This window comes from Anaeromyxobacter sp. SG64 (assembly GCF_022690745.1).
Classification (GTDB): Bacteria; Myxococcota; Myxococcia; order Myxococcales; family Anaeromyxobacteraceae; genus Anaeromyxobacter; species Anaeromyxobacter soli.
On the sequence record NZ_JALCZB010000013.1, the window covers coordinates 1 to 21,674 of the forward strand.

The following is a 21,674-nucleotide window of genomic DNA, read 5'->3' on the forward strand; positions in this document are numbered from 1 at the left end:
GGGGGCGGGTCGTTCGGGATCTTCCTCGTGAGCTCGACGGAGATCGCGATCACGGACGTCCGCGTCCAGACCGGCACGGGCGGTAACGGCGGCGCCGGCGCGCGAGGCGGAGCGGGCGGCGCCGGCGGCGCGGGTGGCCTCGGGGGAACCGCGGGCACGGCCACGGGCGGGCGCGGCGGCGACGGCGGCGTCGGGGGCACCGGCGGAGCGGGAGGCGCCGGCGGCGGGGGCGCGGGCGGGCCGTCGATCGGGATCTTCCAGGACCCGTCGAGCGCGAGCACGCGCCAGAACGTCGACTTCACGATCAGTTCGGGGGGCGCCGGCGGGGCGAGCCCGGGGATCGCGGGGCAGCCCGGCGTCGCGGCCAGCTTCTACCAGCTCTAGAGCGGTCCCGAGAGTCGAGCCCCGCCTCCTCTGCCCGAGGGGCGGGGCTGCTCTTCTTCTGCGTCGCCGGCAGGCGCTCAGCACCAAAAGAAAAACCCCGCCTCCTGGACAAGGGAGGCGGGGCAAATGGTGACCCGTACGGGACTTGAACCCATGCTCTCGGCGTGAGAGGCCGATGTCCTAACCGCTAGACTAACGGGCCAACAGCGGGCGCTTATGTATCCGCGAGCGGTTCGGCAGTCAACGCTCGCCGTGCTTCTTTTTGATGCTGGCTGGGGGACTAGGATTCGAACCTAGATAGCCAGATCCAGAGTCTGGCGTCCTGCCGTTAGACGATCCCCCAGAAACCTATTTCCCCTTCACGAGCACGAAGACGCGGGTCTCGCCCTTCAGCTCGTAGACGTTCAGCCCTTCCCACTGCCCCGGCTTCGAGTCCGGGTTCTCGATGTGCACGGCCTTCACGGCGGGCTGGTCCGCGATCGGCCGTCTCCTGAACTTCCCCGGCGAGTAGACCGACCGGAAGAACTTCAGCGTGTCGTCGTAGCTCTTCGCGACCCGGTACCGGTTCTCGCCGACCTTCACCGCCTCGTCGGGGAGGACCGCTCCGGCGACTCGCTCCGCGAGCGCGACGCCCGGCAGCGTGAGGAGAACCGCTGCGAGCGCGGCCTTATAGCGAGGCGGAAGGGGCACAGTCAAGCGGCACGTGTACCGGTCCGGGCCGCCCGCGTCAACCGCCGAGATCGGCCCCGGCCAGCGGCCCGCGCTCACCGCCAGACCCCCACCAGCTTGCCCTTGTGGCCGGCCTCCCGCAGCTTCAGCTCGCCCCGCTTGAAGGCCGCGCCGGCGTGGGGGCCGACCCAGAAGCCCTTCGGATCGCTGCGCCGCCAGTTCTTGCGGAACAGGTCGTGGATCTCCTGGAAGAGCGCCTTCAGCGCGAGCGGCTTGCCGAGCTTGGTGTTCGCGTCGTCGGTCACGTCGAGCTCCGCCCAGACCCTCCCGGCGACGAGCTCCCCCTCCGCGTTGGGCAGCGAGCGCTCGTAGTGGAGCACGGGCGAGGGGACCTCCTCGATCGCCAGCATGCCCCTGTCTCGCCCGCGCTTCACCGGGTGGACGATCACGGGCCCGAGCCGCTCCATGGCGAGGTAGTAGGCGGACTGGTCGAGGTTCGCGACGAGGTCCGGCGCGACGCGAGGCGCCGTGTAGCCGGGCGGCACGAGCTCGGGGTAGACCGTGAGGTCGCGTCGCTCGAGGTGGCGGAAGAGCGCCCGCTCGTCGTCGGGGAGCATGAAGTAGTGGAGGGTCGCAGCCATGGGGTTCCGGAGGCCGGCGAGGGGCCGGGGGGCCCGTTCTACCGCACGCGGGCGACGAGCGTCTCGTAGCTCTTCGCGATGCGCGTCGCGAGGATGAGGAGCTCCCCCACGCCGCCCGCGTCGACGAGGCCGCCCCGCCCGTTGTCCGCATAGAAGACGTTCACGACCCGCCCGAGGGCCAGGATGGGGACGAGGAACGCGTTCCCCGGCACGCCGCCGCCGAGCCGCTTGAGGAGCCGGATGTTCGCCTCGGTCTTGGGGAGCGGCCCGAGGAAGTGCGCCCGGGTGCGGACCACGGTGTCGCCGACGCCCGGGGCGCCGAGCGCGAGCCGCAGGCGGCGGACCTGCTCCGCGTCCACCCCCTCGCCCAGCCCCGCCCAGCCTCGCAGCTCGCCTCGATTCACGGTGAGGAGCACGGCCCGCCGGAAGCGGGAGCGCGCGTGGCGCAGCACGATCCGGGCGATGGCGTCGCGCTCCGTGACGCCCTCGAGCGAGCGGAGCGCCTCGTCGAAGCCGAGCGGTGAGGGCTCGGGCTCCGCGCGCCGCGGCGCGGGCGCGACGAAGCGGGCCGGCGGCGCGTGCCCGGGCGCCCCCGCGAGCGACGCGAGCACCTCCGCCGCGAAGGGCGGCGCAACGGCGTCGTCCGGCAGCACGAGGTCGTCGAGCTCGATGATCTCCTCGTCGTCGGCGGGGACGGCCGGGGCAGCGGCGGCCGAGGGCGGCGCGAGCGCGAACGCGCCGGTGCCCGCGTAGAGCGCGTCGAACTGCCCCTCTCCGAGCAGGTCCTCCGGCGCCTCGGCGAAGGGCGCCGCGGCGCCCTCGAGCGGCATCTCGGCCGTGAGCCGCCGCCGGAGCGACCCGAACTCCACCTCGATGCCGCGGAGCTGCCGCTCGATGCCGTAGCCTTGCTTGAGCAGCGCCCAGATCCGCGCCTCGGGGGCGACGATCGGGTGGACCTGCTTGCCCGTCGCGAAGGCGACCTCGTCGAGCATCGCGAGATCGGAGGGATCGCAGGCGAGGATCGCGAGGCGGCGATCGGCGACGAGGTACGGGACGACGTCGTGCCGGTCGGCGACGTCGGCGCGCAGGAGCGCCAGCGCCTTGGGATCGAGCGGGAGCTCGCCCGAGAGCGCCGGCAGCCGGTGACGCCTGCCGAGGGCGGCCGCGAGCGCCTCCTCCGTCACAGCGCCCATCTCCAGCAGGTTCGTGCCGAGCCGCCCGCCGAAGATGACCTGGTTCTCGAGCGCGCCCCGGATCGCCTCGGGATCGCACGCGCCGTCCTGCAAGAGGATCTCGCCGAGCCGGGGCACGGCGCGATGATACCCCGGATCGGGTCAGGCCCTCCCCGGCCGCGTGAGCTTGGCCGCGTCGAGGATCCGGCGCACCTGCCGCGCGGGGAGGCCCCCGCGCTCCACCGCGACCTCGACGATCGACCGCCCGGTCCGCACCGACTCCTTCACGATCTCCGCGGAGGCGGCGTAGCCGAGCCGCGGCGCGAGGGCCGTCGCGAGGCTCACGGTCCGCTCGGCGTAGTGCCGGCAGCGGGCCTCGTCCGCCTCGAGGCCCCGCGCGCAGCGCTCGTCGAAGGCGCGCACCGCGTTCGCCAGGATCTGGAGCGCGTGGCAGAGATCGGCGGCCACGAGCGGCATCATGACGTTCAGCTCGAGCTGGCCCCCGCTCGCGGCCCAGGCGATGCCGGCGTCCATGGCGACGACCTGGTACGAGACCATCGCCAGCATCTCCGCCATCGAGGGGTTCACCTTGCCCGGCATGATCGACGAGCCCGGCTGGACCGGCGGGAGCCGCAGCTCGGCGAGGCCGGTGTTCGGGCCGCTGCCGAGGAGCCGGACGTCGCCGCCGATGCGGAGGAGCTCGAGCGCGGCCGCGCGGAGGGCGCCGGAGAGCGCCACGGCAGGGGCGAGGGACTGCATGGCGTAGAAGAGGTTCGGCGCGGGGGTGAGCGGGATCCCGGTCAGCCGCTCGAGCTCGCCGACCACGAGCCGCCCGTAGCGCGGATGTGCGTTCAGCCCCGTGCCCACGGCCGTACCGCCGAGCCCGATGACGGACAGCTCCGGCAGCGCGTCGCGGACCCGTCCGCCCGCGGCGCGGAGCGCGGCCGCCCACCCGGAGACCTCCTGGCCGAGCCGGATGGGTGTCGCGTCCATGAGGTGCGTCCTGCCCGACTTCACGACGCCGTCCCACGCCCGCGCCTTCTCCTCGAAGGTGCCGGCCAGGCCGGCGAGCGCCTCGATCACGGCGGGGGCGAGCTCGAGCGCGGCGAGCCGGATCGCGGTCGGCACGACGTCGTTCGTCGACTGCGCCATGTTCACGTCGTCGTTGGGGGAGACGAGCGGCGCGCCGCGGCGCCCGCCGAGGAGCTCGGTGGCGCGGTTCGCCAGCACCTCGTTCACGTTCATGTTGTGGGAGGTCCCCGCCCCGGCCTGGTACACGTCCACCACGAACTGGTCGCGGTGCCGGCCCGCGAGGACCTCGCGCGCCGCGGCCTCGATGGCCCGGGCCTTCGCCCGCGGGAGGAGGCCGAGCCTCGCGTTGACGCGAGCGGCGGCGAGCTTGACGCGCACCGTCGCGTCCACGAAGGCGGGGTGGGCGTGGAGCCCGGAGATGGGGAAGTTCTCCACGGCGCGCGCCGTCTGCGCGCCGTAGAGCGCGCCGGCGGGGACCGGCACCTCGCCCAGGGTGTCCTTCTCGATGCGCGTGCGCGGGCTCGCCCGCGGCGCGGGGCGCGCCGCGGGGCGGCGCGAGGATCGGGTCGTCGGCATGAAACGGATATTCACGGTTCGTCGCGTCCCGCGCAATCGCGCACGCGCGCCGCGAAGGGGCTCGGCGCTCGGTGGGCCGGGAGCCGGGCAGGCGCCGGCAGCGGGGTTGCGTGCGCACGTTCTGCGCCTACATTCACCTCGCGTGGTGGGCGCGCGACAACGCGCCCCGTTCGCCCGCCCGAAGCGCGGCCCGGCGATTAGCTCCGCATGCGTCTCGCCCCGCCGCGGGGTCTGCCTTCTCTCCCCAAGGTGGTGCAACGTGGCGTGAACGCGGGGCAACTTTCGCCTGCGGGGCACGTCGCGCATCCGGCGCTCCAGCGCTTCTCTCCGCGTCACGTGACCCACGGTGCACGTAAGGAGGACTCGATGACGTGGCGTGTGCGAGGCGCGGCGTGGAGCATCGCCGCTGCGGTGGTGATCGCGGCGATGGCGTGCGGCGACAACAACAACAACAAGGGCGGAGGTGGAGGTGGAGGCGGCGGCGGCACGGGCGACACGTCCTCGAACCAGAACGGCGCGCTCAAGGTCGAGATCCAGAACGTCGAGGTGCCCGAGAGCGGCGCGCCGGTGCTCACGTTCCGCGTGACCTCCGACGGGACCGCGGTGACCGACCTCGCACAGGAGGTGAAGAACGGCGTCGTCCCCTCCGGCTCGCCCCCGTCCACGACGTTTCCGTGGGTGAGCCCGATCCGCGTCGTGCTCTCGAAGTACGACCCCACGACGTCCGAGTTCACCTCCTATTACACCGTGAACGCGACCGGTCAGCCGTTCACGCCACCGGGCGGCACCGCGCAGCAGCCGAAGCAGGCGACCGCGACGCAGGCCACCTTCGACGCGGGACCCACGGACGCCACGCTCGATCAGCGCCTCACGCACCAGGGCGACGGCGTGTACAAGTACACGCTCGCGGCCATCCCCGCCGGCGCGCAGGTGGACCGGACGAAGACGCACACGGCAGGGATCTGGCTCACCCGGCACACGGCCGCTGGTGAGCCGGGCACGTCGTCGGCGACCTCGACCCGGAACTTCATCCCGGCGGGCGGGACCCCGAAGCGTCTGCAGATCGTGAGCAACGACGCGTGCAACGCGTGCCACGCTCCCGCGATCGCCGCGCACGACGAGCGGCTCGGCGCGACCGTCTGCCAGACCTGCCACTCCCCGCAGTCCACCGATCCCGAGTCGGGCAACAGCGTCGACTTCAAGGTGATGGTCCACAAGATCCACATGGGCGGCGACCTGCCCTCGGCGCAGGGCGCGACGGGCCAGCCGTACACGATCGTGGGCTTCCGCCAGAACGTGTTCGAGTTCGACAAGTCGTGGATGCACGACGTGCGCGACTGCACCGTGTGCCACAAGGGCACGGACGCCGACCGCTACAAGACCAACGCCAACCAGGCGGCGTGCACCTCCTGCCACGACACCGTCAAGTTCGACGGGTCGGGCGCCGCCGCGTGCGCGCTCGGGACCACCGAGACGGCGCCGTGCAACCACGCGCAGGTCGGGGCGACCGCGTGCACGACGTGCCACACGGCGGACGCGGCCGGCATCGGCGTCGCGACCGTGCACGTGCCGCTCGCCAAGAAGGCCGAGGCGTACAAGTACGAGATCGTCAACGTGACCACCGGCGCGGACCGTAAGCCGGTCGTGCAGGTGCGGGTCACGAAGAACGGGACGCCGGTCGACCTCGCAGCGGACCCCGCCTACAAGCAGACGCTGAGTCGGCTCAACGTGAAGATCGGCTGGCACCAGCCGGGCGCCGCGGACTACACGAACGTGGGCAGCGGCGCGACGTCGCCGGGGCAGCCGGTGGACATCCCGGTGGTCGGCGCGACCGGCCTGACGCCCGCGGCCACGCCCGTCTCCGGCCAGACGAACGTGTACCAGGTGACCTCGCCCACGGCGATCACCGACGGCGTCACCACCTACTCCGTCTTCATCGACGGCCGTCCCATCGAGAACGGGGAGGAGCTCCCGGTCAAGAACGTCATCCAGGACTACGCGATCGGCGGCGGCCAGGCGGCGGCGCGGCGCCAGGTGGTGGACATCGCGAAGTGCGACTCGTGCCACGGCCAGCTCTCGGCGCACGGCGCGAACCGGAACGACGTCATCCAGGTCTGCGCGGTCTGTCACAACCCGCGCGCGACCGACAAGGGCCGGCGCACGGCGACGGCGACGAACCCTGCGTGCGCCGCCACCACGACCGAGCAGTCCATCGACTTCAAGCGCATGATCCACGAGATCCACGGCGGGTCCATCCGCGGGAACGACCTGACGATCTGCGGGTTCGGTAGCAACCCGATCACCTTCGAGGCGGGTGCGGAGGTGCCGCAGCTCGACACGGTGCAGAACTGCACCCTCTGTCACACGGGCGAGACGTATCAGGTCCCGCCGGCGGGGAGCACGGTGCCGCTCGACACCACCTATGTCGCGAACGTCGTGGCGGACCAGACCGACGACACGACCACCCCGGCCGTCATCGCGGTGTGCACCGCCTGCCACGACAACGCGAAGTTCACGGCCACGGCGGGGCTGCCCTCGTGCAGCTCGCTCGCGACCGTGAACAGCGAGCCGTGCGCGCACACGGGCGGCGAGGCGACCGTCGGAACGACCTGCGTCGCCTGCCACGGCAAGGGGGCGCCGTTCGACATCGTGAAGTTCCACGACATCAAACCGTAGCGCGAAGGACCCCCGAGCCGCGGGGGCGGCGAGGGCCCGGCCGGACATCCGGCCGGGCTCTCGTGTTTTTTCGGCACGAGCTGCCCGGCCGGGGATGGCGTTCGGTACGCGCCGTCACGAGCGTTTGGGGCCGCGGAGGGGAACATGCGCACGGGACGGAGCGGGTCGTGGATGGCGGCGCTGGCGGCGCTCGCGGTCGCGGCGTGTGGCGACGCCCGCGAGGTGTCCGACGGCGGCGGCTCCAACGCGGGGGACCTGACCCCGTCGCCAGGGGCGCAGGCGTCCTTCGAGCAGCAGATCCACCCGCTCTTGCAGGGGAAGTGCGGGGCGTGCCACGGCAGCGCCTGGGGCTCCAGCGACGTGAACGCGTCGTACCAGGCGGCCGTCGGCGAGGTGAACACCGCGAGTCCGGCCCAGAGCCCGCTCTACGTGCGTCCGACGGGCGGGAGCGGCCACGCGAAGGTGCTCTCCGACGCGGAGGCGCAGCTCGTCCTGGAGTGGATCCAGCAAGGGGCGAACGGACCGACCACACCGACCACACCGACCACACCGACCACACCGACCACGCCGACGACGCCTACCACGCCGACCGTCTCGTTCTCGACGCAGGTCCACCCGTTCCTCGTCGCGAGCTGCGGCGGCTGCCACGGGAGCGCGTGGGGCTCGAACGACACCGCGATCTCGTACGCGGCGGCGCTGCAGAAGGTGGACACGGCGAATCCCACGCAGAGCGCGCTCTACGTGCGCGGGACCGGCGGAAGCGGCCACGCCAAACGGCTCTCGGACGCGGACGCCCAGACGCTGCTCACGTGGATCCAGGAGGGGGCGAAGAACGACTGAGCTCCGGAGACGGCGGCGCGGCTCAGGCGCCCAGGCGCGCCGCGAGCCGCCGCAGCGCGAGCTCGGTCTTCCCGTCCTCGATCTCCCCGGCCTCGCACGCCGCGATCGCCGCGTGGAGCTCGCGCCAGGCGAGCAGCGCTCCCTCCTCGAGCGGCGAGCCGTCTCCCTCGTGCGGCGCGTCGTGGATCCCGTCCACGTCGGGCCGCGGCACCTCGCCGGCGAGGAGGTGGATCTTCTCGGACACGATCCCGGGCAGCGGGAAGAACGGACCGCCGAGCAGCTCGAGGCGCTCCGGGGCGATCTCGACGCCGGCCTCCTCGCGCGCCTCCTCCGCGCCGCGGCGGCGCAGCGCCTCGAGTCCTCGCTCTCCAGGCTCGAGCACCCCCGCCACGATCTCCTCCACGAGCAGGTACTCGGGCTCGGGGAGCGCGGCCGGCTTGCCGCGACGGAAGTACGCGGCGGGCCGCAGCCCGCGGCGCGTGAGGATCTCGATCCCGCGCGGCGTCCGTGCCCAGAGCACGACGGCCACCGCGTCCAGCGTCGGCCGGTCGATGACGTCGATCGGGTAGACGGGCGAGGTCGTCCCGTCGGCGCGGCGGTTTTGGGCCCGGTAGCGCTTCAGGCGGAGGAAGCCCTCGTCGCAGCGGGCGCGCCCGGTGTAGTCCTCGACGATCTCGATGGCGGCGATCTTCGGCATGCGGGAAAGCCTGCACGCGCTCCGCCCACGCGCAAGCGAAGACCTCGCCGGGGCACCCGCCCTGCTCTTCGCGATCGTCCGAGCGTCCCTCCGTCTCCCCGCCGGGGGGTAGTGGACTGGATCCATCGATGACAACCTTTTCCGCAGGAGGAACCGATGAAGCAGTCGGAGGTGAGCAGGGAGCTTGCGCGGCTGCTGGCGCTCGAGATCGACGCACTCCACGCTTACGATGCGGCCATCGCCTGGGTGGGCGGGCCGAGCAGCGCGATCGGCGGGGAGCTCGCGCTGTTCAAGGTGGAGCACCAGCGGCACGCGCTCGCGCTGCACGAGGCGCTGCTCGGGATGGGTGCCCGCCCCCCGGAGGTCGAGCCCGACGTGAAGGGGGTCGTCATCGGCGCGCTCACCCCGCCGCGGCGGCGCCTGAACCCGCAGGAGGTGCTCGAGGCGATGCGCAACAACGAGCAGCTCACGACTGCGGTGCACCGCAAGGTGCTCGCCGTGCCGTTGCCCGAGGACGTCCGCGCGCTCGTGGAAGGGGCGTACGCGGACGAGGAGCGCCACCTCGCCTGGATCGAGGAGGCGCTCGCCCGCGCGCTCTGGTTCCAGACGTCCCCCGTCGCCGCCCTGCCGTAGCCGGGGGCGCCCGTCCGAGGCGCGATGCGCCCGCCGCGACGCGTCACCAGCTTCTCGACGGGAGGACCGCAGATGAACGTGCACGAGATCGCCGAGGAGCTGACGAACCTCTTGCAGCTCGACGCCGACGCCGTCGTCGCCTACGACCGCGCCATCGAGGCGATCGGCGACGGCTGGATCGCGACGGAGCTGGCGCGCTTCCGGCTCGACCACCAGCGCCACATCCTCGAGCTCTCGAAGGCGCTGCTCGACATGAACGTGCGCCCGCCCGGGGCGAAGCCCGACATGAAGGGGGCCCTCCTCGGCAGCGTCACCGGCCTGCGGGCCCGGCTCGGGATGGAGCAGGCGCTCCGCGCGATGAAGCCGAACGAGGAGCTCACCACCTCCACCTACGCCCGCGCCGTCGCCAAGCCGTTCCCGGACGAAATCCTCGAGCTCGTGCGCAGGGGCTACGCCGACGAGCAGCGGCACCTCGCCTGGATCGAGCGCGCCATCGACCAGAGGACCTGGGAGCAGCACCAGCCCGGCGCGGCGACCTGACCCTCGACGCGCAGGTGCGCGTCGCAGAAACGAGAACGGCGCGCCGTCCTGGACGGCGCGCCGCTCAAGATCGCAGGCCCGGTATCGTGTGCCGCAGGCTACGCGACGACGCGGAGACCCTGATACCCCTCGAGCTCGTCGAACTGCAGGTACCGGTACACCTGGCCCGCCTTCGGGGCGATCTTCTCCTGGTACGCCGCGAAGTACTCCGCCGGCGTGGGCAGGCGCCCGAGGGTCGCCGCGACGGCGCCGAGCTCCGCGGAGCCGAGGAACACCTTGGCGCCGTTGCCCATGCGGTCGTCGAAGTTGCGGGTCGAGGTCGAGAAGACCGTCGCCGCGTCCGGCACGCGCGCCTGGTTGCCCATGCAGAGCGAGCAGCCGGCGATCTCGATCCGGGCGCCGACGGCGCTGTAGGTCGAGTAGTACGCCTCGTCCTTCAGCTGCTGCTGGTCCATGCGCGTGGGGGGGCAGATCCAGGTGCGCACCGCGGGGTTGAACTTCTGGCCCTTCCAGAGCTCGCCGGCCGCGCGGAAGTGGCCGATGTTCGTCATGCACGAGCCGAGGAACACGTCGTCGATCTTGGTGTTCGCGACGTCGCTGAGCTTCTTCACGTCGTCCGGGTCGTTCGGGCAGGCGAGGATCGGCTCGGTGATCTGGGCGAGGTCGATCTCGATCACCGCGGCGTACTCGGCGCTCGCGTCGGCGGAGAGGAGCTCCGGCTTCGCGAGCCACGCCTCGGCGGCCGCGATGCGGCCGGCGAGCGTCTTCGCGTCGCCGTAGCCGTCGGCGATCATCTTCTTCATGAGCGCCACGTTCGAGCGCAGGTACTGGGCGACGCTCTTCTCGGAGAGCTTCACCGCCGCCGCCGCCGCGCTCCGCTCCGCCGCGGCGTCGGTCAGCTCGAACGCCTGCTCGACGGTGAGGTCCGGCAGCCCCTCCATCTCGAGGATCCGGCCGTTGAAGACGTTCTTCTTGTTCTTCTTCGGGACGGTGAGGAGGCCCTGCTGGATGGCCCAGAACGGGATGGCGTTAACGACGTCACGCAGCGTGATGCCGGGCTGGAGCTTGCCCTTGAAGCGGACGAGCACCGACTCCGGCATGTCGAGCGGCATGAACCCGAGCGCGCCCGCGAAGGCGACGAGGCCGGAGCCCGCCGGGAACGAGATGCCGAGGGGGAAGCGCGTGTGCGAGTCGCCGCCCGTCCCCACGGTGTCGGGCAGGAGCAGGCGGTTCAGCCACGAGTGGATGACCCCGTCGCCCGGGCGGAGCGGCACGCCGCCGCGCTCCTGCACGAACTGCGGGAGCGTGCGGTGCATCTTCACGTCGGCCGCCTTCGGGTAGGCCGCCGTGTGGCAGAACGACTGCATGAACATCGGCGCCTGGAACTTGAGGCAGGCGAGCTCCTTCAGCTCGTCCGCCGTCATCGGGCCGGTCGTGTCCTGCGACCCGACCGTCGTCATCCGCGGCTCGTAGTAGCCGCCGGGCAGCGCGCCCGGGAGCCCGCACGCCTTGCCGACCATCTTCTGCGCGAGGGAGTAGCCCTGGCCCGGCTTCGGCGTCGGGTTCGTGACCTTCGCGAAGAGGTCGGTCGGCGGGAGGCCCGCGGCCTTGCGCGCCTTCTCGGTGACGGCGCGGCCGATGGTGAGCGGGATGCGGCCGCCGGCGCGGTACTCGTCGGCGAGCGTGTTCGGGGAGAGCTTGAAGGTCGAGAGGACCTCGCCCGCCTCGCTGCGGAGCTCGCCCTTCACGGTGTCGACGATGACGACGTCGCCCGTCTTCAGCTTCGTCACGTCGGCGCGGATCGGGAGGGCGCCGGAGTCCTGCGCCGTGGCGAAGAAGATCGGGGCGATGACGCCGCCGATGATGACGCCGCCGCGCTTCTTGTTCGGGACGAACGGGATGTCCTCGCCGATGGCCCACTGCACGCTGTTGCAGGCGGACTTGCGGGAGGAGCCGGTGCCGACCACGTCGCCCACGAAGGCGACCTGGAAGCCCTGCGCGCGGAACTCCGCGATGGTCTGGAGGCCGCCCTTGAAGCGGGTCTTGCCCATCGCGAGCGCGTGGAGCGGGATGTCGGGCCGCGTGGACGCGTCGCCCGCGGGAGAGAAGTCGTCGGTGTTGATCTCGCCGTCGACCTTGAAGACCTTCACCTTCACCTGGGCCGGGACGCCCGGGCGGCTCGTGAACCACTCCGCCTTGGCCCACGCGTCGAGCACCTTCTTCGCGGCGGCGTTCGTCTTCGCGAGCGCGACGATCTCGTCGAACGCGTCGTAGACGTAGGTCGTGTGGGAGAGCGCCTTCGCGGCCTCGTCGGCCAGCGCCGGGTCGGCGAGCGCCGCGACGAGCGGCGGCACGTTGTAGCCGCCCATCATCGTGCCGAGGAGCTGCACCGCCTCCTTCTTGGAGATGAGCGGCGAGCTCTTCGCGCCCTTCGCCACGTCGGCGAGGAAGCCGGCCTTCACCTCCGCGGCCGGGTCGACGCCCGGGGAGACGCGGTCGCGCAGGAGCCCGAGGAGGAAGGCCTCCTGGCCCTTGGGGGGGCTCTCGAGCAGCTTCACGAGCTCGCGCGTCTGCGCGGGGTCGAGGGGCTTGGGCGGGATGCCCTGCGCCTTCCGCTCCGCCTCGTGCTTCAGGTACGCCTCGATCACGGTCGCTCCTCCTCCCGACGGAACGTGGCGCCCGCCAAAGGGCGAGAAAGCCGGCGGCGAGCGCAGGTCGGGAAAGCTCGGGCCGTATAGCACGTCGGGTCGGCCGGCGTCACCGGCGACCCTGCCGAAAACCTCGCGAGAACGGGTGTTTGCGGGACCCCACCGGTCCACTTTCGAGCGGATCCGCGCGCGTGGACCCGGCCGGCGCGGCCGCGCCCTGGCGAGCTGCGGCGGGAGGGACGGGACCCCGAGGCCGGGTCAGGCCTTGCCCGGCGTCGTCTCCGACCGGTACTCGTACCGGCGGTACCGGCCCGAGCGGCCGTAGCGGCCGCGGTTCGTGTCGACCTGGTTGAGGATTGCGCCCTGGACCCGCACGCCCCCCTGGCCGAGCTGCTTCACCGCGAGCGTGATCTCGTGCACCGAGTGCGCCCCCGCCCGGAGGACGAGCAGGTTGACCCCGGCGTGGCGCGCCACGAGCGTGGGGTCGGTGACGGCGAGCACGGGCGGCGTGTCCACCAGCACGAGGTCGTAGCGCTTCGAGAGCTCGGCCAGCAGGTGCTGGAAGCGGTGGCTCACCAGGAGCTCGGCGGGGTTCGGCGGGATCCGCCCCGTCGAGAGGACGTCGAGCCGCTCGACGGACGTGCGCCGGAGCGCCTGCTCGAGGGCGACCGCGCCGCTCACCACGTCGGAGAGCCCGGGGGCCCGCTCCAGCGAGAAGTAGCGATGGAGCCGGCCGCGGCGAAGGTCCCCGTCGACGAGCACGACGCGCCGGCCGGCCGCAGCGAGGAGGTGCGCGAGGTTGACGGACACGAAGGACTTGCCGACCGCGGGCGCCGGCGCGCCGAGGGCGATGATGTTGTTCCGGGCCTCCACGAGCGCGAACTGGAGCGCCGTGCGCAGGCTGCGCAGCCCCTCGACGGCGAGGTCGTCGGGGGCGGCCTGGGCGAGGGCCGCGCGGAACGAGCCGGGGATCTGCCGCGCCTCCCGATCGAGCTGCAGCTCCACCTCGGAGTGAGGGACCATCACGAACACGGGCAGGCCCGTGCGCGCCTCGATCTCGTCCGGGTCGTCGGAGCCCTCCGTGAACGCGTTGCGCGCGAGCGCGACCCCGACGCCGAGGCCCAGCCCGACGAGCAGCGCGACCACGAGCACGAGCGGCTTGTTCGGCCGGGCCGGGTCCTTCGCCGTCTCGGCGGGATCGAGGACCGTGACGTTCCCGATCACGCCCGAGCGGGCCACCTTCAGCTCCTGCGCCTTGTTGAGCACGAGGACGTAGAGCTCCGACGCGACCTTGACGTCGCGCGCGAGGCGCGCCGCGTCGAGCTCCAGCTCGGGCAGCGCGCGCATCTCCTCGTCGAGGGAGACGTGCTCCTTCTGCATGCGCGCGATCTTCTGCTGGACCGCGATGACCGCGGGGTGGCTGTCGGTGAAGCGCTGGCGCAGGTCCATGAGCTGCAGCTGCAGCTCCTGCAGCGCCGTCTCGATGCGCACCGCGCGGCCGAGCACCGCCTCGGTCGCGGCGGAGATGTCCATCGAGCGCTTCTGCTGCTGGTAGGCGTTGAGGGCCGCCTCGGCCTGGTCGACGTTCCCCTTGAGCTGGGGAAGCTGCGACTCCAGGAAGGCGAGCATCTGGCCGTTCTCCGCGTTCTTCCGCTCCACGTTGCGGCGCAGGTACGCCGCCCCGATGGCGTTGAGCGTCGCGGCGACCTGCTGCGGGTCCCTCCCCTCGAGCTCGGCCACGAGGACGTTCGTCTTCTTCGCCGTCTCCCGCACGGTGAGCGCGTCGCGCAGCTCGGTGATCACGTCCGGCCGGTCCCGCTTCAGGAGGACGAACTCCGTGCCGGGCCGGGCCACGAGCTCGCGGATCACGACCTCGACGGCGGCGCCCCCCTCCCCTCCCGACGCCCGGGCGCCCACCGCCCCCTCGACGAGCGCGGACCCCTCGGCAGCGAGCCGGTAGCGCCCCCCCTCGAGCGCGGTGAGCACGAGCGGGACGTCCACGAGATCCTCTCCGACCGCGAGCTCCTGCACGCGGACGCGCTCGCCGCCCCAGCCGTAATGCGCGAGCCCGAGCCGCGGCGCCGCCGGAGCGCCGCCGCGCCAGTGGCGCGCGAGCGTGGCGCCCACCAGGGGCGCGCGGCGCGGCTCCGCCTGCACGTCGAGCCCGAGCTCGTCCACGACCGCGCCGATGAGGGTCCGCGAGCGGATGATCTCGATCTCCGTCTCGGCCGGCGACGCGGCGTCGCCGATGAACCCCGAGAGGTCCTCGAGGCCCGTCAACGTCTGCTTGCGATCCTCCATCTGGAGCACGAGCGCGGCCTGGTACACCGGGGTCGCGAGGATGAGGTAGGCGACGGCCAGCGCGACCACGGCGAGCGCGACGCCCACGACGCCGCGGTGGCGCTCCCGCAGGACGCGGAACACGTCCGTCAACGGCACTTCCTCGCGCGCCCGCGGCAGCGGCGGCGGCAGCTGCTGCTGCTGCACCACGTCGCCGATCGTCCCCGCTCCGAAGTTCACCTCGACGACCGCGTCGTCGTTCGCCCGATCGTGTGGCATCTCTGGTTCCTTGCGCATCACAGCGGCGATGCGACCCCGGAGTCCCTGCCGTCCAGGCCGCCCACGCGGCCGCGTGGACCGCCGCGCTCGGTCGTCGCGCGCGAGCTCGTGCCGTCGCGGCCGTTCCGCGCCGGGCCGCGGTAGGTGGGGACGATCGTGCGCAGCGCGGCGAGGATGCCGGCGGCGTCCCCGCGGTCGGCGAGCCGTTGCAGCTCGTCCATCCGCTCGCGGAGGTCGGGCGGCGGCGCCGGGCTGTGCGTCACCCGGATGCGGTTCCTCACCACGAGCGAGCGCTCCTCCTGCTCGGTGAGGACCTCCTCGCACAGCTTCTCGCCCGGGCGGAGGCCGGTGTAGACGATGTCGACGTCCTCGCCCGGCACGTGGCCCGACAGCGTGATCATGCTGCCCGCGAGGTCGGCGATCCGGATCGGCTCGCCCATGTCGAGCACGCAGAGGTCTCCGTGGCCGCCGAGCCCGGCGAGCAGCACGAGGCCGCACGCCTCCGGGATGGTCATGAAGTAGCGCGTGCAGTCCGGGTGCGTCACCGTCACCGGACCGCCGCGGGCGATCTGGCGCTTGAAGATGGGGACGACGCTGCCCGCCGACCCGAGCACGTTCCCGAACCGGACGGCGGTGACGCGCACGCGGGAGCGCCGGGCCAGGTCGCGCACCACGAGCTCGGCCACCCGCTTGGTCGCGCCCATCACCGAGGTCGGGTTCACCGCCTTGTCCGTCGAGATGAGGACGAAGCGCTCGGCGCCGCACGCGTCCGCCATCCGCACCGCGTTGAGCGTGCCGAACACGTTGTTCTTCACCGCCTCCGCGGGCGCGTCCTCCATGAGGGGCACGTGCTTGTGCGCCGCCGCGTGGAAGACGTCCTGCGGCCGGTAGCGCAGGCCGAGCCGGCGGAGCGGCTCCGCCTCGCGCACGTCGGCCACCTCGGCGTGGAGGTCGAGGCCCGGGAAGTCCTCGGCGAGCGCGAGCCGGCGGAGATAGAGCTCGTTCTCGTTCATGTCGACCATCACGAGCTGGTCGACGCCGTTCCGCGCGAGCTGGCGGCACAGCTCGCCGCCGATGCTCCCGCCGGCGCCGGTGACGAGGGCTCGCCGGCCCTCCACGAGCCGCCGGACCTCCGACTCGTCGAACGCGACCGCGGCGCGTGGGAGGAGGTCCTCGGGCGAGATGTCGTCGAGCCTCGCCCCGGAGAGGCGCCCCTCGAGGTCGGCCCACGACGCGGGGACGATCTTGAACCGGACGCGCGAGGTGGCGCAGAGCGCGATGATCTCGCGTACGCGCGCCGCGGGGGTTCGCGGATCCGCGAGGAGCACCGACGCGACCCGATGCTGCCGGATGATCTTCGGGAGGTGCTGGATCCCGCCCAGGATCGGGATCCCGGCGATCCGGCAGCGCGCCATGTGCCCGTCCTCCTCGACGAACCCGACGAGCTGGTAGCCCGGGTTCGGGGAGCGGAGCAGGTCGCGCGCGAGCAGCTCGGTGGCGTGACCGGCGCCGACGATGACCGCGCGCGGCGCGCCGGCGAGCGACTGGGACCAGATCCCCGCCCACCGGAACGCCGCCCGGGGCAGGAAGCGCGTGGCGCCGAAGGCGCTCGCGGAGAGGAAGAGCTCGAGCGCGAAGACGGTCCGCGGCAGCGGGAGCTCCAGAAGCTTCGTCGCGGCGACGAACAGCACGGAGCCGGCGACGCAGGCCGCGGCGATCCGGAGCGCCTCGGCGAGGCCCGCGAGCCGGAAGGACCAGCGGTGCAACCGGGCGAAGCCGTTGCACGAGACGCGGATCGCCATCAGCGCGGCCGTCGCGACCGGCAGCATCTGCTCGTACCGCAGGGGGATCTCGCCGTCGAAGCGGAGCCAGATCGCGGTCCTGAGCGCGACCATCGCCGCGATGCCGTCCACGGCGAACATGACCGCGTAGCGCGCCCCCGCGGACGCTCGCGCGCCCGCCTCGGCCACGCGCATCGCTCCCGCCACGACGGCGCGCAGCCTGCGCAGGGAAGCCTCCCCGCCGTCCAGCTGGACGGATCCCCCTTGGCCCATCCTTCCTCCCTCCCAACCCGTACCCGTCCTTCGATGGTGCACGCTTGCAGGTATGCGCGTTGTGCTCACACGTCGAGTCCTTTGGCCCTCGGGCATGAGAGTTCGCCCGGCCGGCGCAATCTGAATGGGGCCGACCTCGTCCGGTGCTCTCGCGACGGCGGCGGTGAAGCGTTCGTTTCCCGCGCGATGGCGCGCGCGGTGAGTGAACGCAAGCCCACGCGGGCGCGTCCCACGAACCACATGCACGCCCGGTGGATGCCCGCCTGCTCGGATCCCCGGGAAGGCTCGCGATCGAGGAGCGCGCACGCGGCCCGCCCGTGGAGGCGAGGGCGTCCGGGCCCTTCCGGCGGCGCGTGGACGTCGGTCCTCACGCGCGTACGATGCGCGGGCCCTCGCGCCCCGTGAACAGCGGCGCGACGGCGTTCCGGGTGTCCACGACGAGGCGCACCCCCTCGTAGAGCGCGGGGTCCTTGAACACGTCGTGCGCGGTCGAGACCACGACCGCGTCGTGGCTCGCGAACGTCGCCGCGTCGCACCGGACCGAGCGGAGCCCGAGATCGTGCTTCCGCACCTTGCGCGCCGTGGGGAAGTGCGGATCGCAGTACGCCACGCGCGCGCCGCGCTCCTGGAGCAGCTCCAGGATCTCGTACGAGGGGGACTCGCGATCGTCGTCGATGTTCGCCTTGTAGGCGAGCCCGAGGACGAGCACGGCGGAGCCCCGGAGCGCCTTCCCGTCCTCGTTCAGGGCCTCCGCGATCCGCTCCACCACGTACCGCGGCATGCGCGAGTTGATCTCCCCGGCGAGCTCGATGAACCGCGCCCACTCACCGTGCTCGGCCGCCTTCCACGCGAGGTAGAACGGATCGAGGGGGATGCAGTGGCCGCCCAGCCCCGGGCCCGGGTGGAAGGGCATGTAGCCGAAGGGCTTGGTGGACGCGGCCCGGATCACCTCCCACACGTCGATCCCCATGTGCTCGAAGATGACCTTCAGCTCGTTCACGAGCGCGATGTTCACCGACCGGAAGACGTTCTCCAGGAGCTTCGTGGACTCCGCCACGCGCGCGCCCCGCACCGGGACCACCCGATCCAGCGCCCCCGCGTACAGCGCCGCCGCGATCTCCGTGGACGCGGGGTTCACGCCGCCGACGACCTTCGGGATGGTCTTCGTGGTGAAGTCGCTCCGGCCCGGGTCCTCCCGCTCGGGCGAGAAGGCGAGCAGGAAGTCCTCGGGGGTGCGGAGGCCGCTCTCCTCCAGGATCGGACGCACCTCCTCGTCGGTGGTGCCTGGGTAGGTGGTCGACTCGAGCACGACGAGCTGTCCCCGCCGGAGCCTGGGCGCGATCTGCCGGGCCGTCGCGTGGATGAACGAGTTGTCCGGCTCGCGGTGGCGGCCGAGCGGGGTGGGCACGCAGATGAGGATGGCGTCGCAGTCGGCGAGCCGGCCGAAGTCGGTCGTGGGGGTGAACCCGCCGCTCGCCACGGCCGCGCGGACGCGCTCCGGGCCGATGTGGCGGATGTAGCACTCGCCGCGGGTGAGCGCCGCGACCTTGGCCGAGTCGACGTCGAGCCCGATCACCGGGAAGCCCGCCTCGCGGAAGACGAGCGCGAGCGGCAGCCCGACGTACCCCTGGCCGATCACGCCCACGACCGCGGTGCGCGATCGGATCCGTTCCCGGAGCTGTTGCATGGAAGCCTCCTCTAGGCCGCTCGGCGGCGGAGCGAAGCTGGGCACGACGCACCTCACGCGAAGGCGCCCCAGGGGGTCTCGTGTTGACCGAGGGTGGGGCGTGCGACCGAGCGGACGACCTCGACGACCCGGTCCTGCTCCTGGCGCGAGAGGCTGCTCGAGCTCGGCAGGCACAGCCCGTGCTCGAACAGCGCGGCGGCGACCTCGCCGCCGTACCGCTCGCACGTACGGTAGAGGGGCTGGAGGTGCATCGGCTTCCAGAGCGGCCGTGCCTCGATGTCCCGCGCCTCGAGGGCACGCAGCAGGTCGTCCCGGGAGGCGCCGAACGCGCGCGGCGCGACGAGGAAGCAGGAGAGCCAGTTCGTGTGCAGGCCGTACGGCGCCTGCGGCATGAGCCCGATGCCGGGCAGATCCGCGAAGGCGTCGCGGTAGCGGAACGCGACGGCGCGGCGCTGGGCCACCCGCTCGTCGAGCACCTCGAGCTGGCCTCGACCGATCCCCGCCAGCACGTTCGAGAGCCGGTAGTTGTGGCCCACCTCCGTGTGGTGGTACGCGGCGCCCGGCTCGCGCGCCTGCGTGGACCAGAACCGCGCGCGGTCGACCCAGTCCCGTCGCGCGGCGACGAGCATCCCGCCGCCCGTCGTGGTGATGATCTTGTTCCCGTTGAACGAGAACGCGGCGACGTCGCCGAACGACCCCGCGGGCGCCCCGTGGTACGTCGCCCCGAGCGCCTCGGCGGCGTCCTCGAGCAGCGGCACGCCGTGCGCGCGGCACGCCTCCAGGATCGGCGCGAGGTCGGCGCACTGGCCGTAGAGGTGGACCACCACGACCGCCCGCGGCGGCCTCCCTCGGCGGGCGCGGTCCTCGAGCGCCTCGGCGAGGAGCGCCGGGCTCATCATCCAGGTCGCGGGATCGCTGTCCACGAACACGGGCGTGGCGCCGAGGTAGCGGATGGGGTTCACGCTCGCGACGAACGTGAAGTCCGAGACGAGCACCTCGTCGCCGGGCGCGACCCCGAGGAGCCGCAGGCCGAGGTGCATGGCGGCGGTGCCGCTCGCGAGCGCCACCGCGGGCCGCCCGATGCGCTCCGCGAACGCGCGCTCGAAGGCGTCGAGGTTCGGGCCGACGGTGGAGAGCCAGTTCGAGGCGAACGCCTCGCGCACGTAGCGCTCCTCGCTGCGTCCCATGTGCGGCACCGACAGGTACGTCCGCGTCATCCGCTCGCCCTCCCCCGTCGCGCGACCCCGCCCTCAGCCCGCGGCGTGGCGCGCGGCGAGCTCCGTCCGCAGGAGCTTGCCCGCCTCGTTCCGAGGCAACGCCTCCACCCACGTGAACGTGGCGGGGACCTTGTAAGGCGGCAGCTGCTCGCGGCAGTGCCGGCGCAGGTCCGCCTCGCTGGGCGTGTTGCCGGGGCGACCGACGACGAACGCAGCGGCGACCTCGCCCATCAGGTCCTGCTTCACGCCGATGACGGCCGCCTCCGCGACCGCGGGGTGGGTCGCGATGACGTGCTCGATCTCCACGGGGCTCACCCGGTGACCGCCGATCTTGAGGATCTCCTTCGAGCGCCCCTGGTGGAAGAGGAAGCCGTCGGCGTCGCGCAGCGCGAGGTCACCCGTCCAGAGCCACCCGTCGCGGAGGATGGCCGCGGTCTCGGCGGGCTCGTCGAGGTAGCCCTGGGTCACGTTGTCGCCGCGCGCCACGAGGTGGCCCACCGCTCCAGGCGGCAGCTCGCGGCCCGCGTCGTCCACGACGCGGAGCTCGACGCCGGGGATGGGGACGCCGATGGAGCCCTTCTTCTCCTCCGCGCGGTCGGGCGGGAGGTAGGCGAGCCGCGCCGTCGCCTCCGTCTGGCCGTACATGACGAACAGCTCCGCGGGTCGAAAGGCCTCGCGCACCCAGGCGATCGTGTCGGGCGCCATGGCGCCCCCGGCCTGCGTGAGGTAGCGCAGCCGCGGGAACGCCATGGACGAGACGTCCACCTGCCTGCGGACGATCTCGAACGTGAGCGGGACGCCGGCGAACCCCGTGCACCCCTCCGACGCGAGGGACTCCAGGACCACGCGCGGGAAGGCGAAGCGATTGTCGAGGAACACCGAGCCGCCCGCGAACAGGTGCGTCTGCAGCACGCTGCGGCCGTAGCAGTAGTAGAGCGGCAGGACGAGCAGCGCGCGATCGTCGGCGCACAGCCGGAGGTACTGCACGATCGAGCGGGTGTTCGCGTCGACGTTCCGGAACGTCTGCACGACCCCGCGTGGCCTCCCCGTGCTGCCCGAGGTGTAGAGGATGAGCGCGGGCCAGTCGGCGCGCGGCTCGGCCCGCGGCGGCGGCGGCGCGGGCTCGACGCTGCCGTCCTCGAGGACGAGGGACACCGGCGCGCCGCGCAGCCCGTCCGGAACCGTTCGGGTCGCGTCGCCCTGCAGCACCCAGAGGTGCTCGAGCCGTCCCTGCGCGAGCACCTGCCCCCAGAGGCGCGCGTCGCGGCCCCAGACGACCGCGTGCCGGGCACGGCTCTGCGCCACTACGCCCGAGAGCACCTCGGCGCCGAACTCCCGGTTCACCTCGACGCACGTCCCTCCGAGCATGTTCACCGCGAGCCCCGCGACGACCGTGGCGGGGGTGTTGGGCAGCGCGAGGACGACCCGATCGTGCGGCCCGACGCCGTTCGCCGCGAGGTGACCCGCGAGGGCCCGCACGCGCGCAGCGAGGTCGCCGTAGGTGAGGCGCACCGCGGGGGTGGCGATCGCCGGCGCGTCGGGCTGGCGCTCGGCGTGCGAGAAGAGCCACTCGTGCAGGAGCGAGGATTCCACCGGGCCTCCGTCGCGGACGCGAGCGCGTCGCGCGCCGCGTACGTACGCGTCCCAAC

15 protein-coding genes, 2 tRNA genes and 1 pseudogene are annotated in these 21,674 nt (G+C 72.8%); 5 read left to right on the plus strand and 13 right to left on the minus strand.

Features of this window, described 5'->3' with window-relative positions; translation table 11 throughout:
- Positions 1-384: pseudogene (locus tag MNZ29_RS06100) on the plus strand (hypothetical protein); the annotation flags it as partial.
- Between the two features lie 127 nt (positions 385-511).
- On the opposite strand, the gene MNZ29_RS06105 reads toward MNZ29_RS06100, so the two are convergent.
- The 6 genes from MNZ29_RS06105 to MNZ29_RS06130 all read right to left on the minus strand — a co-directional run bounded on the left by MNZ29_RS06105 (position 512) and on the right by MNZ29_RS06130 (position 4,474).
- Positions 512-586 (minus strand) — tRNA-Glu (locus MNZ29_RS06105).
- 67 nt (positions 587-653) lie between these two features.
- A tRNA-Gln gene (locus MNZ29_RS06110) sits at positions 654-727 on the minus strand.
- Positions 728-732: 5 nt separating this feature from the next.
- A complete protein-coding gene (locus MNZ29_RS06115; RefSeq protein ID WP_242336092.1) occupies positions 733-1,074 on the minus strand; it encodes a hypothetical protein in 342 nt (113 codons plus the stop codon).
- A gap of 74 nt (positions 1,075-1,148) precedes the next feature.
- Positions 1,149-1,694 (minus strand): hypothetical protein, encoded by a 546-nt coding sequence (locus MNZ29_RS06120; protein ID WP_242353682.1) that lies wholly within the window; start codon positions 1,692-1,694, stop codon positions 1,149-1,151.
- Positions 1,695-1,732: 38 nt separating this feature from the next.
- Positions 1,733-3,004 (minus strand): general secretion pathway protein GspE, encoded by a 1,272-nt coding sequence (locus MNZ29_RS06125; protein WP_242353689.1) that lies wholly within the window; start codon positions 3,002-3,004, stop codon positions 1,733-1,735.
- Between the two features lie 24 nt (positions 3,005-3,028).
- Positions 3,029-4,474, minus strand: a complete 1,446-nt coding sequence (locus tag MNZ29_RS06130; protein WP_242335909.1) for an aspartate ammonia-lyase — start codon at positions 4,472-4,474, stop codon at positions 3,029-3,031.
- 366 nt (positions 4,475-4,840) lie between these two features.
- Here MNZ29_RS06130 and MNZ29_RS06135 point away from each other — a divergent pair, with 366 nt between their 5' ends.
- Positions 4,841-7,150, plus strand: coding sequence for an OmcA/MtrC family decaheme c-type cytochrome (locus tag MNZ29_RS06135; RefSeq protein ID WP_242353708.1), 2,310 nt, complete (start codon positions 4,841-4,843; stop codon positions 7,148-7,150).
- A gap of 144 nt (positions 7,151-7,294) precedes the next feature.
- Positions 7,295-7,990: a hypothetical protein gene (locus MNZ29_RS06140; protein ID WP_242353710.1), complete on the plus strand. Its 696-nt coding sequence runs from the start codon at positions 7,295-7,297 to the stop codon at positions 7,988-7,990.
- A 22-nt stretch (positions 7,991-8,012) separates the two neighbouring features.
- On the opposite strand, the gene MNZ29_RS06145 is transcribed toward MNZ29_RS06140, so the two are convergent.
- The gene (locus MNZ29_RS06145) at positions 8,013-8,687 is read right to left on the minus strand and encodes an NUDIX hydrolase (protein ID WP_242353712.1); all 675 of its coding nucleotides are present in this window, start codon (positions 8,685-8,687) and stop codon (positions 8,013-8,015) included.
- A 156-nt stretch (positions 8,688-8,843) separates the two neighbouring features.
- On the opposite strand from MNZ29_RS06145, the gene MNZ29_RS06150 reads away from it, so the two are divergent.
- Together MNZ29_RS06150 and MNZ29_RS06155 are read left to right on the plus strand one after the other, a co-directional pair.
- Positions 8,844-9,320, plus strand: a complete 477-nt coding sequence (locus tag MNZ29_RS06150; RefSeq protein ID WP_242335920.1) for a ferritin-like domain-containing protein — start codon at positions 8,844-8,846, stop codon at positions 9,318-9,320.
- Positions 9,321-9,392: 72 nt separating this feature from the next.
- Positions 9,393-9,860: a ferritin-like domain-containing protein gene (locus MNZ29_RS06155; protein WP_242335923.1), complete on the plus strand. Its 468-nt coding sequence runs from the start codon at positions 9,393-9,395 to the stop codon at positions 9,858-9,860.
- Positions 9,861-9,958: 98 nt separating this feature from the next.
- Here the strand turns inward: MNZ29_RS06155 and acnB are convergent, their stop codons facing one another.
- From acnB to MNZ29_RS06185, 6 genes are all read right to left on the minus strand, one after another.
- Positions 9,959-12,508, minus strand: a complete 2,550-nt coding sequence (acnB, locus tag MNZ29_RS06160; RefSeq protein ID WP_242335927.1) for a bifunctional aconitate hydratase 2/2-methylisocitrate dehydratase — start codon at positions 12,506-12,508, stop codon at positions 9,959-9,961.
- A 258-nt stretch (positions 12,509-12,766) separates the two neighbouring features.
- Positions 12,767-15,067, minus strand: a complete 2,301-nt coding sequence (locus tag MNZ29_RS06165) for a polysaccharide biosynthesis tyrosine autokinase (protein ID WP_242353715.1) — start codon at positions 15,065-15,067, stop codon at positions 12,767-12,769.
- 17 nt (positions 15,068-15,084) lie between these two features.
- Entirely contained in the window at positions 15,085-17,121 is a 2,037-nt protein-coding gene (locus MNZ29_RS06170) for a nucleoside-diphosphate sugar epimerase/dehydratase (protein ID WP_242353717.1), read from the minus strand.
- A gap of 367 nt (positions 17,122-17,488) precedes the next feature.
- Positions 17,489-18,808, minus strand: a complete 1,320-nt coding sequence (locus tag MNZ29_RS06175; RefSeq protein WP_242353719.1) for a nucleotide sugar dehydrogenase — start codon at positions 18,806-18,808, stop codon at positions 17,489-17,491.
- Between the two features lie 53 nt (positions 18,809-18,861).
- Positions 18,862-20,025 carry a DegT/DnrJ/EryC1/StrS aminotransferase family protein gene (locus MNZ29_RS06180; protein WP_242335940.1) on the minus strand — a complete coding sequence of 388 codons (1,164 nt, stop codon included), beginning with the start codon at positions 20,023-20,025 and terminating at the stop codon, positions 18,862-18,864.
- Positions 20,026-20,058: 33 nt separating this feature from the next.
- Positions 20,059-21,618 carry a class I adenylate-forming enzyme family protein gene (locus MNZ29_RS06185; protein WP_242353744.1) on the minus strand — a complete coding sequence of 520 codons (1,560 nt, stop codon included), beginning with the start codon at positions 21,616-21,618 and terminating at the stop codon, positions 20,059-20,061.
- Positions 21,619-21,674: the final 56 nt, after the last annotated feature.

Excerpts from the sequence above, each read along its gene's own strand:
- MNZ29_RS06120 (WP_242353682.1), bottom strand. The coding sequence starts at position 1,694 with ATGGCTGCGACCCTCCACTACTTCATGCTCCCCGACGACGAGCGGGCG.
- MNZ29_RS06130 (WP_242335909.1), bottom strand. The coding sequence starts at position 4,474 with ATGCCGACGACCCGATCCTCGCGCCGCCCCGCGGCGCGCCCCGCGCCG.
- MNZ29_RS06135 (WP_242353708.1), top strand. The coding sequence starts at position 4,841 with ATGACGTGGCGTGTGCGAGGCGCGGCGTGGAGCATCGCCGCTGCGGTG.
- MNZ29_RS06140 (WP_242353710.1), top strand. The coding sequence starts at position 7,295 with ATGCGCACGGGACGGAGCGGGTCGTGGATGGCGGCGCTGGCGGCGCTC.
- MNZ29_RS06145 (WP_242353712.1), bottom strand. The coding sequence starts at position 8,687 with ATGCCGAAGATCGCCGCCATCGAGATCGTCGAGGACTACACCGGGCGC.
- MNZ29_RS06150 (WP_242335920.1), top strand. The coding sequence starts at position 8,844 with ATGAAGCAGTCGGAGGTGAGCAGGGAGCTTGCGCGGCTGCTGGCGCTC.
- MNZ29_RS06155 (WP_242335923.1), top strand. The coding sequence starts at position 9,393 with ATGAACGTGCACGAGATCGCCGAGGAGCTGACGAACCTCTTGCAGCTC.
- MNZ29_RS06165 (WP_242353715.1), bottom strand. The coding sequence starts at position 15,067 with ATGCCACACGATCGGGCGAACGACGACGCGGTCGTCGAGGTGAACTTC.
- MNZ29_RS06170 (WP_242353717.1), bottom strand. The coding sequence starts at position 17,121 with ATGGGCCAAGGGGGATCCGTCCAGCTGGACGGCGGGGAGGCTTCCCTG.
- MNZ29_RS06175 (WP_242353719.1), bottom strand. The coding sequence starts at position 18,808 with ATGCAACAGCTCCGGGAACGGATCCGATCGCGCACCGCGGTCGTGGGC.
- MNZ29_RS06180 (WP_242335940.1), bottom strand. The coding sequence starts at position 20,025 with ATGACGCGGACGTACCTGTCGGTGCCGCACATGGGACGCAGCGAGGAG.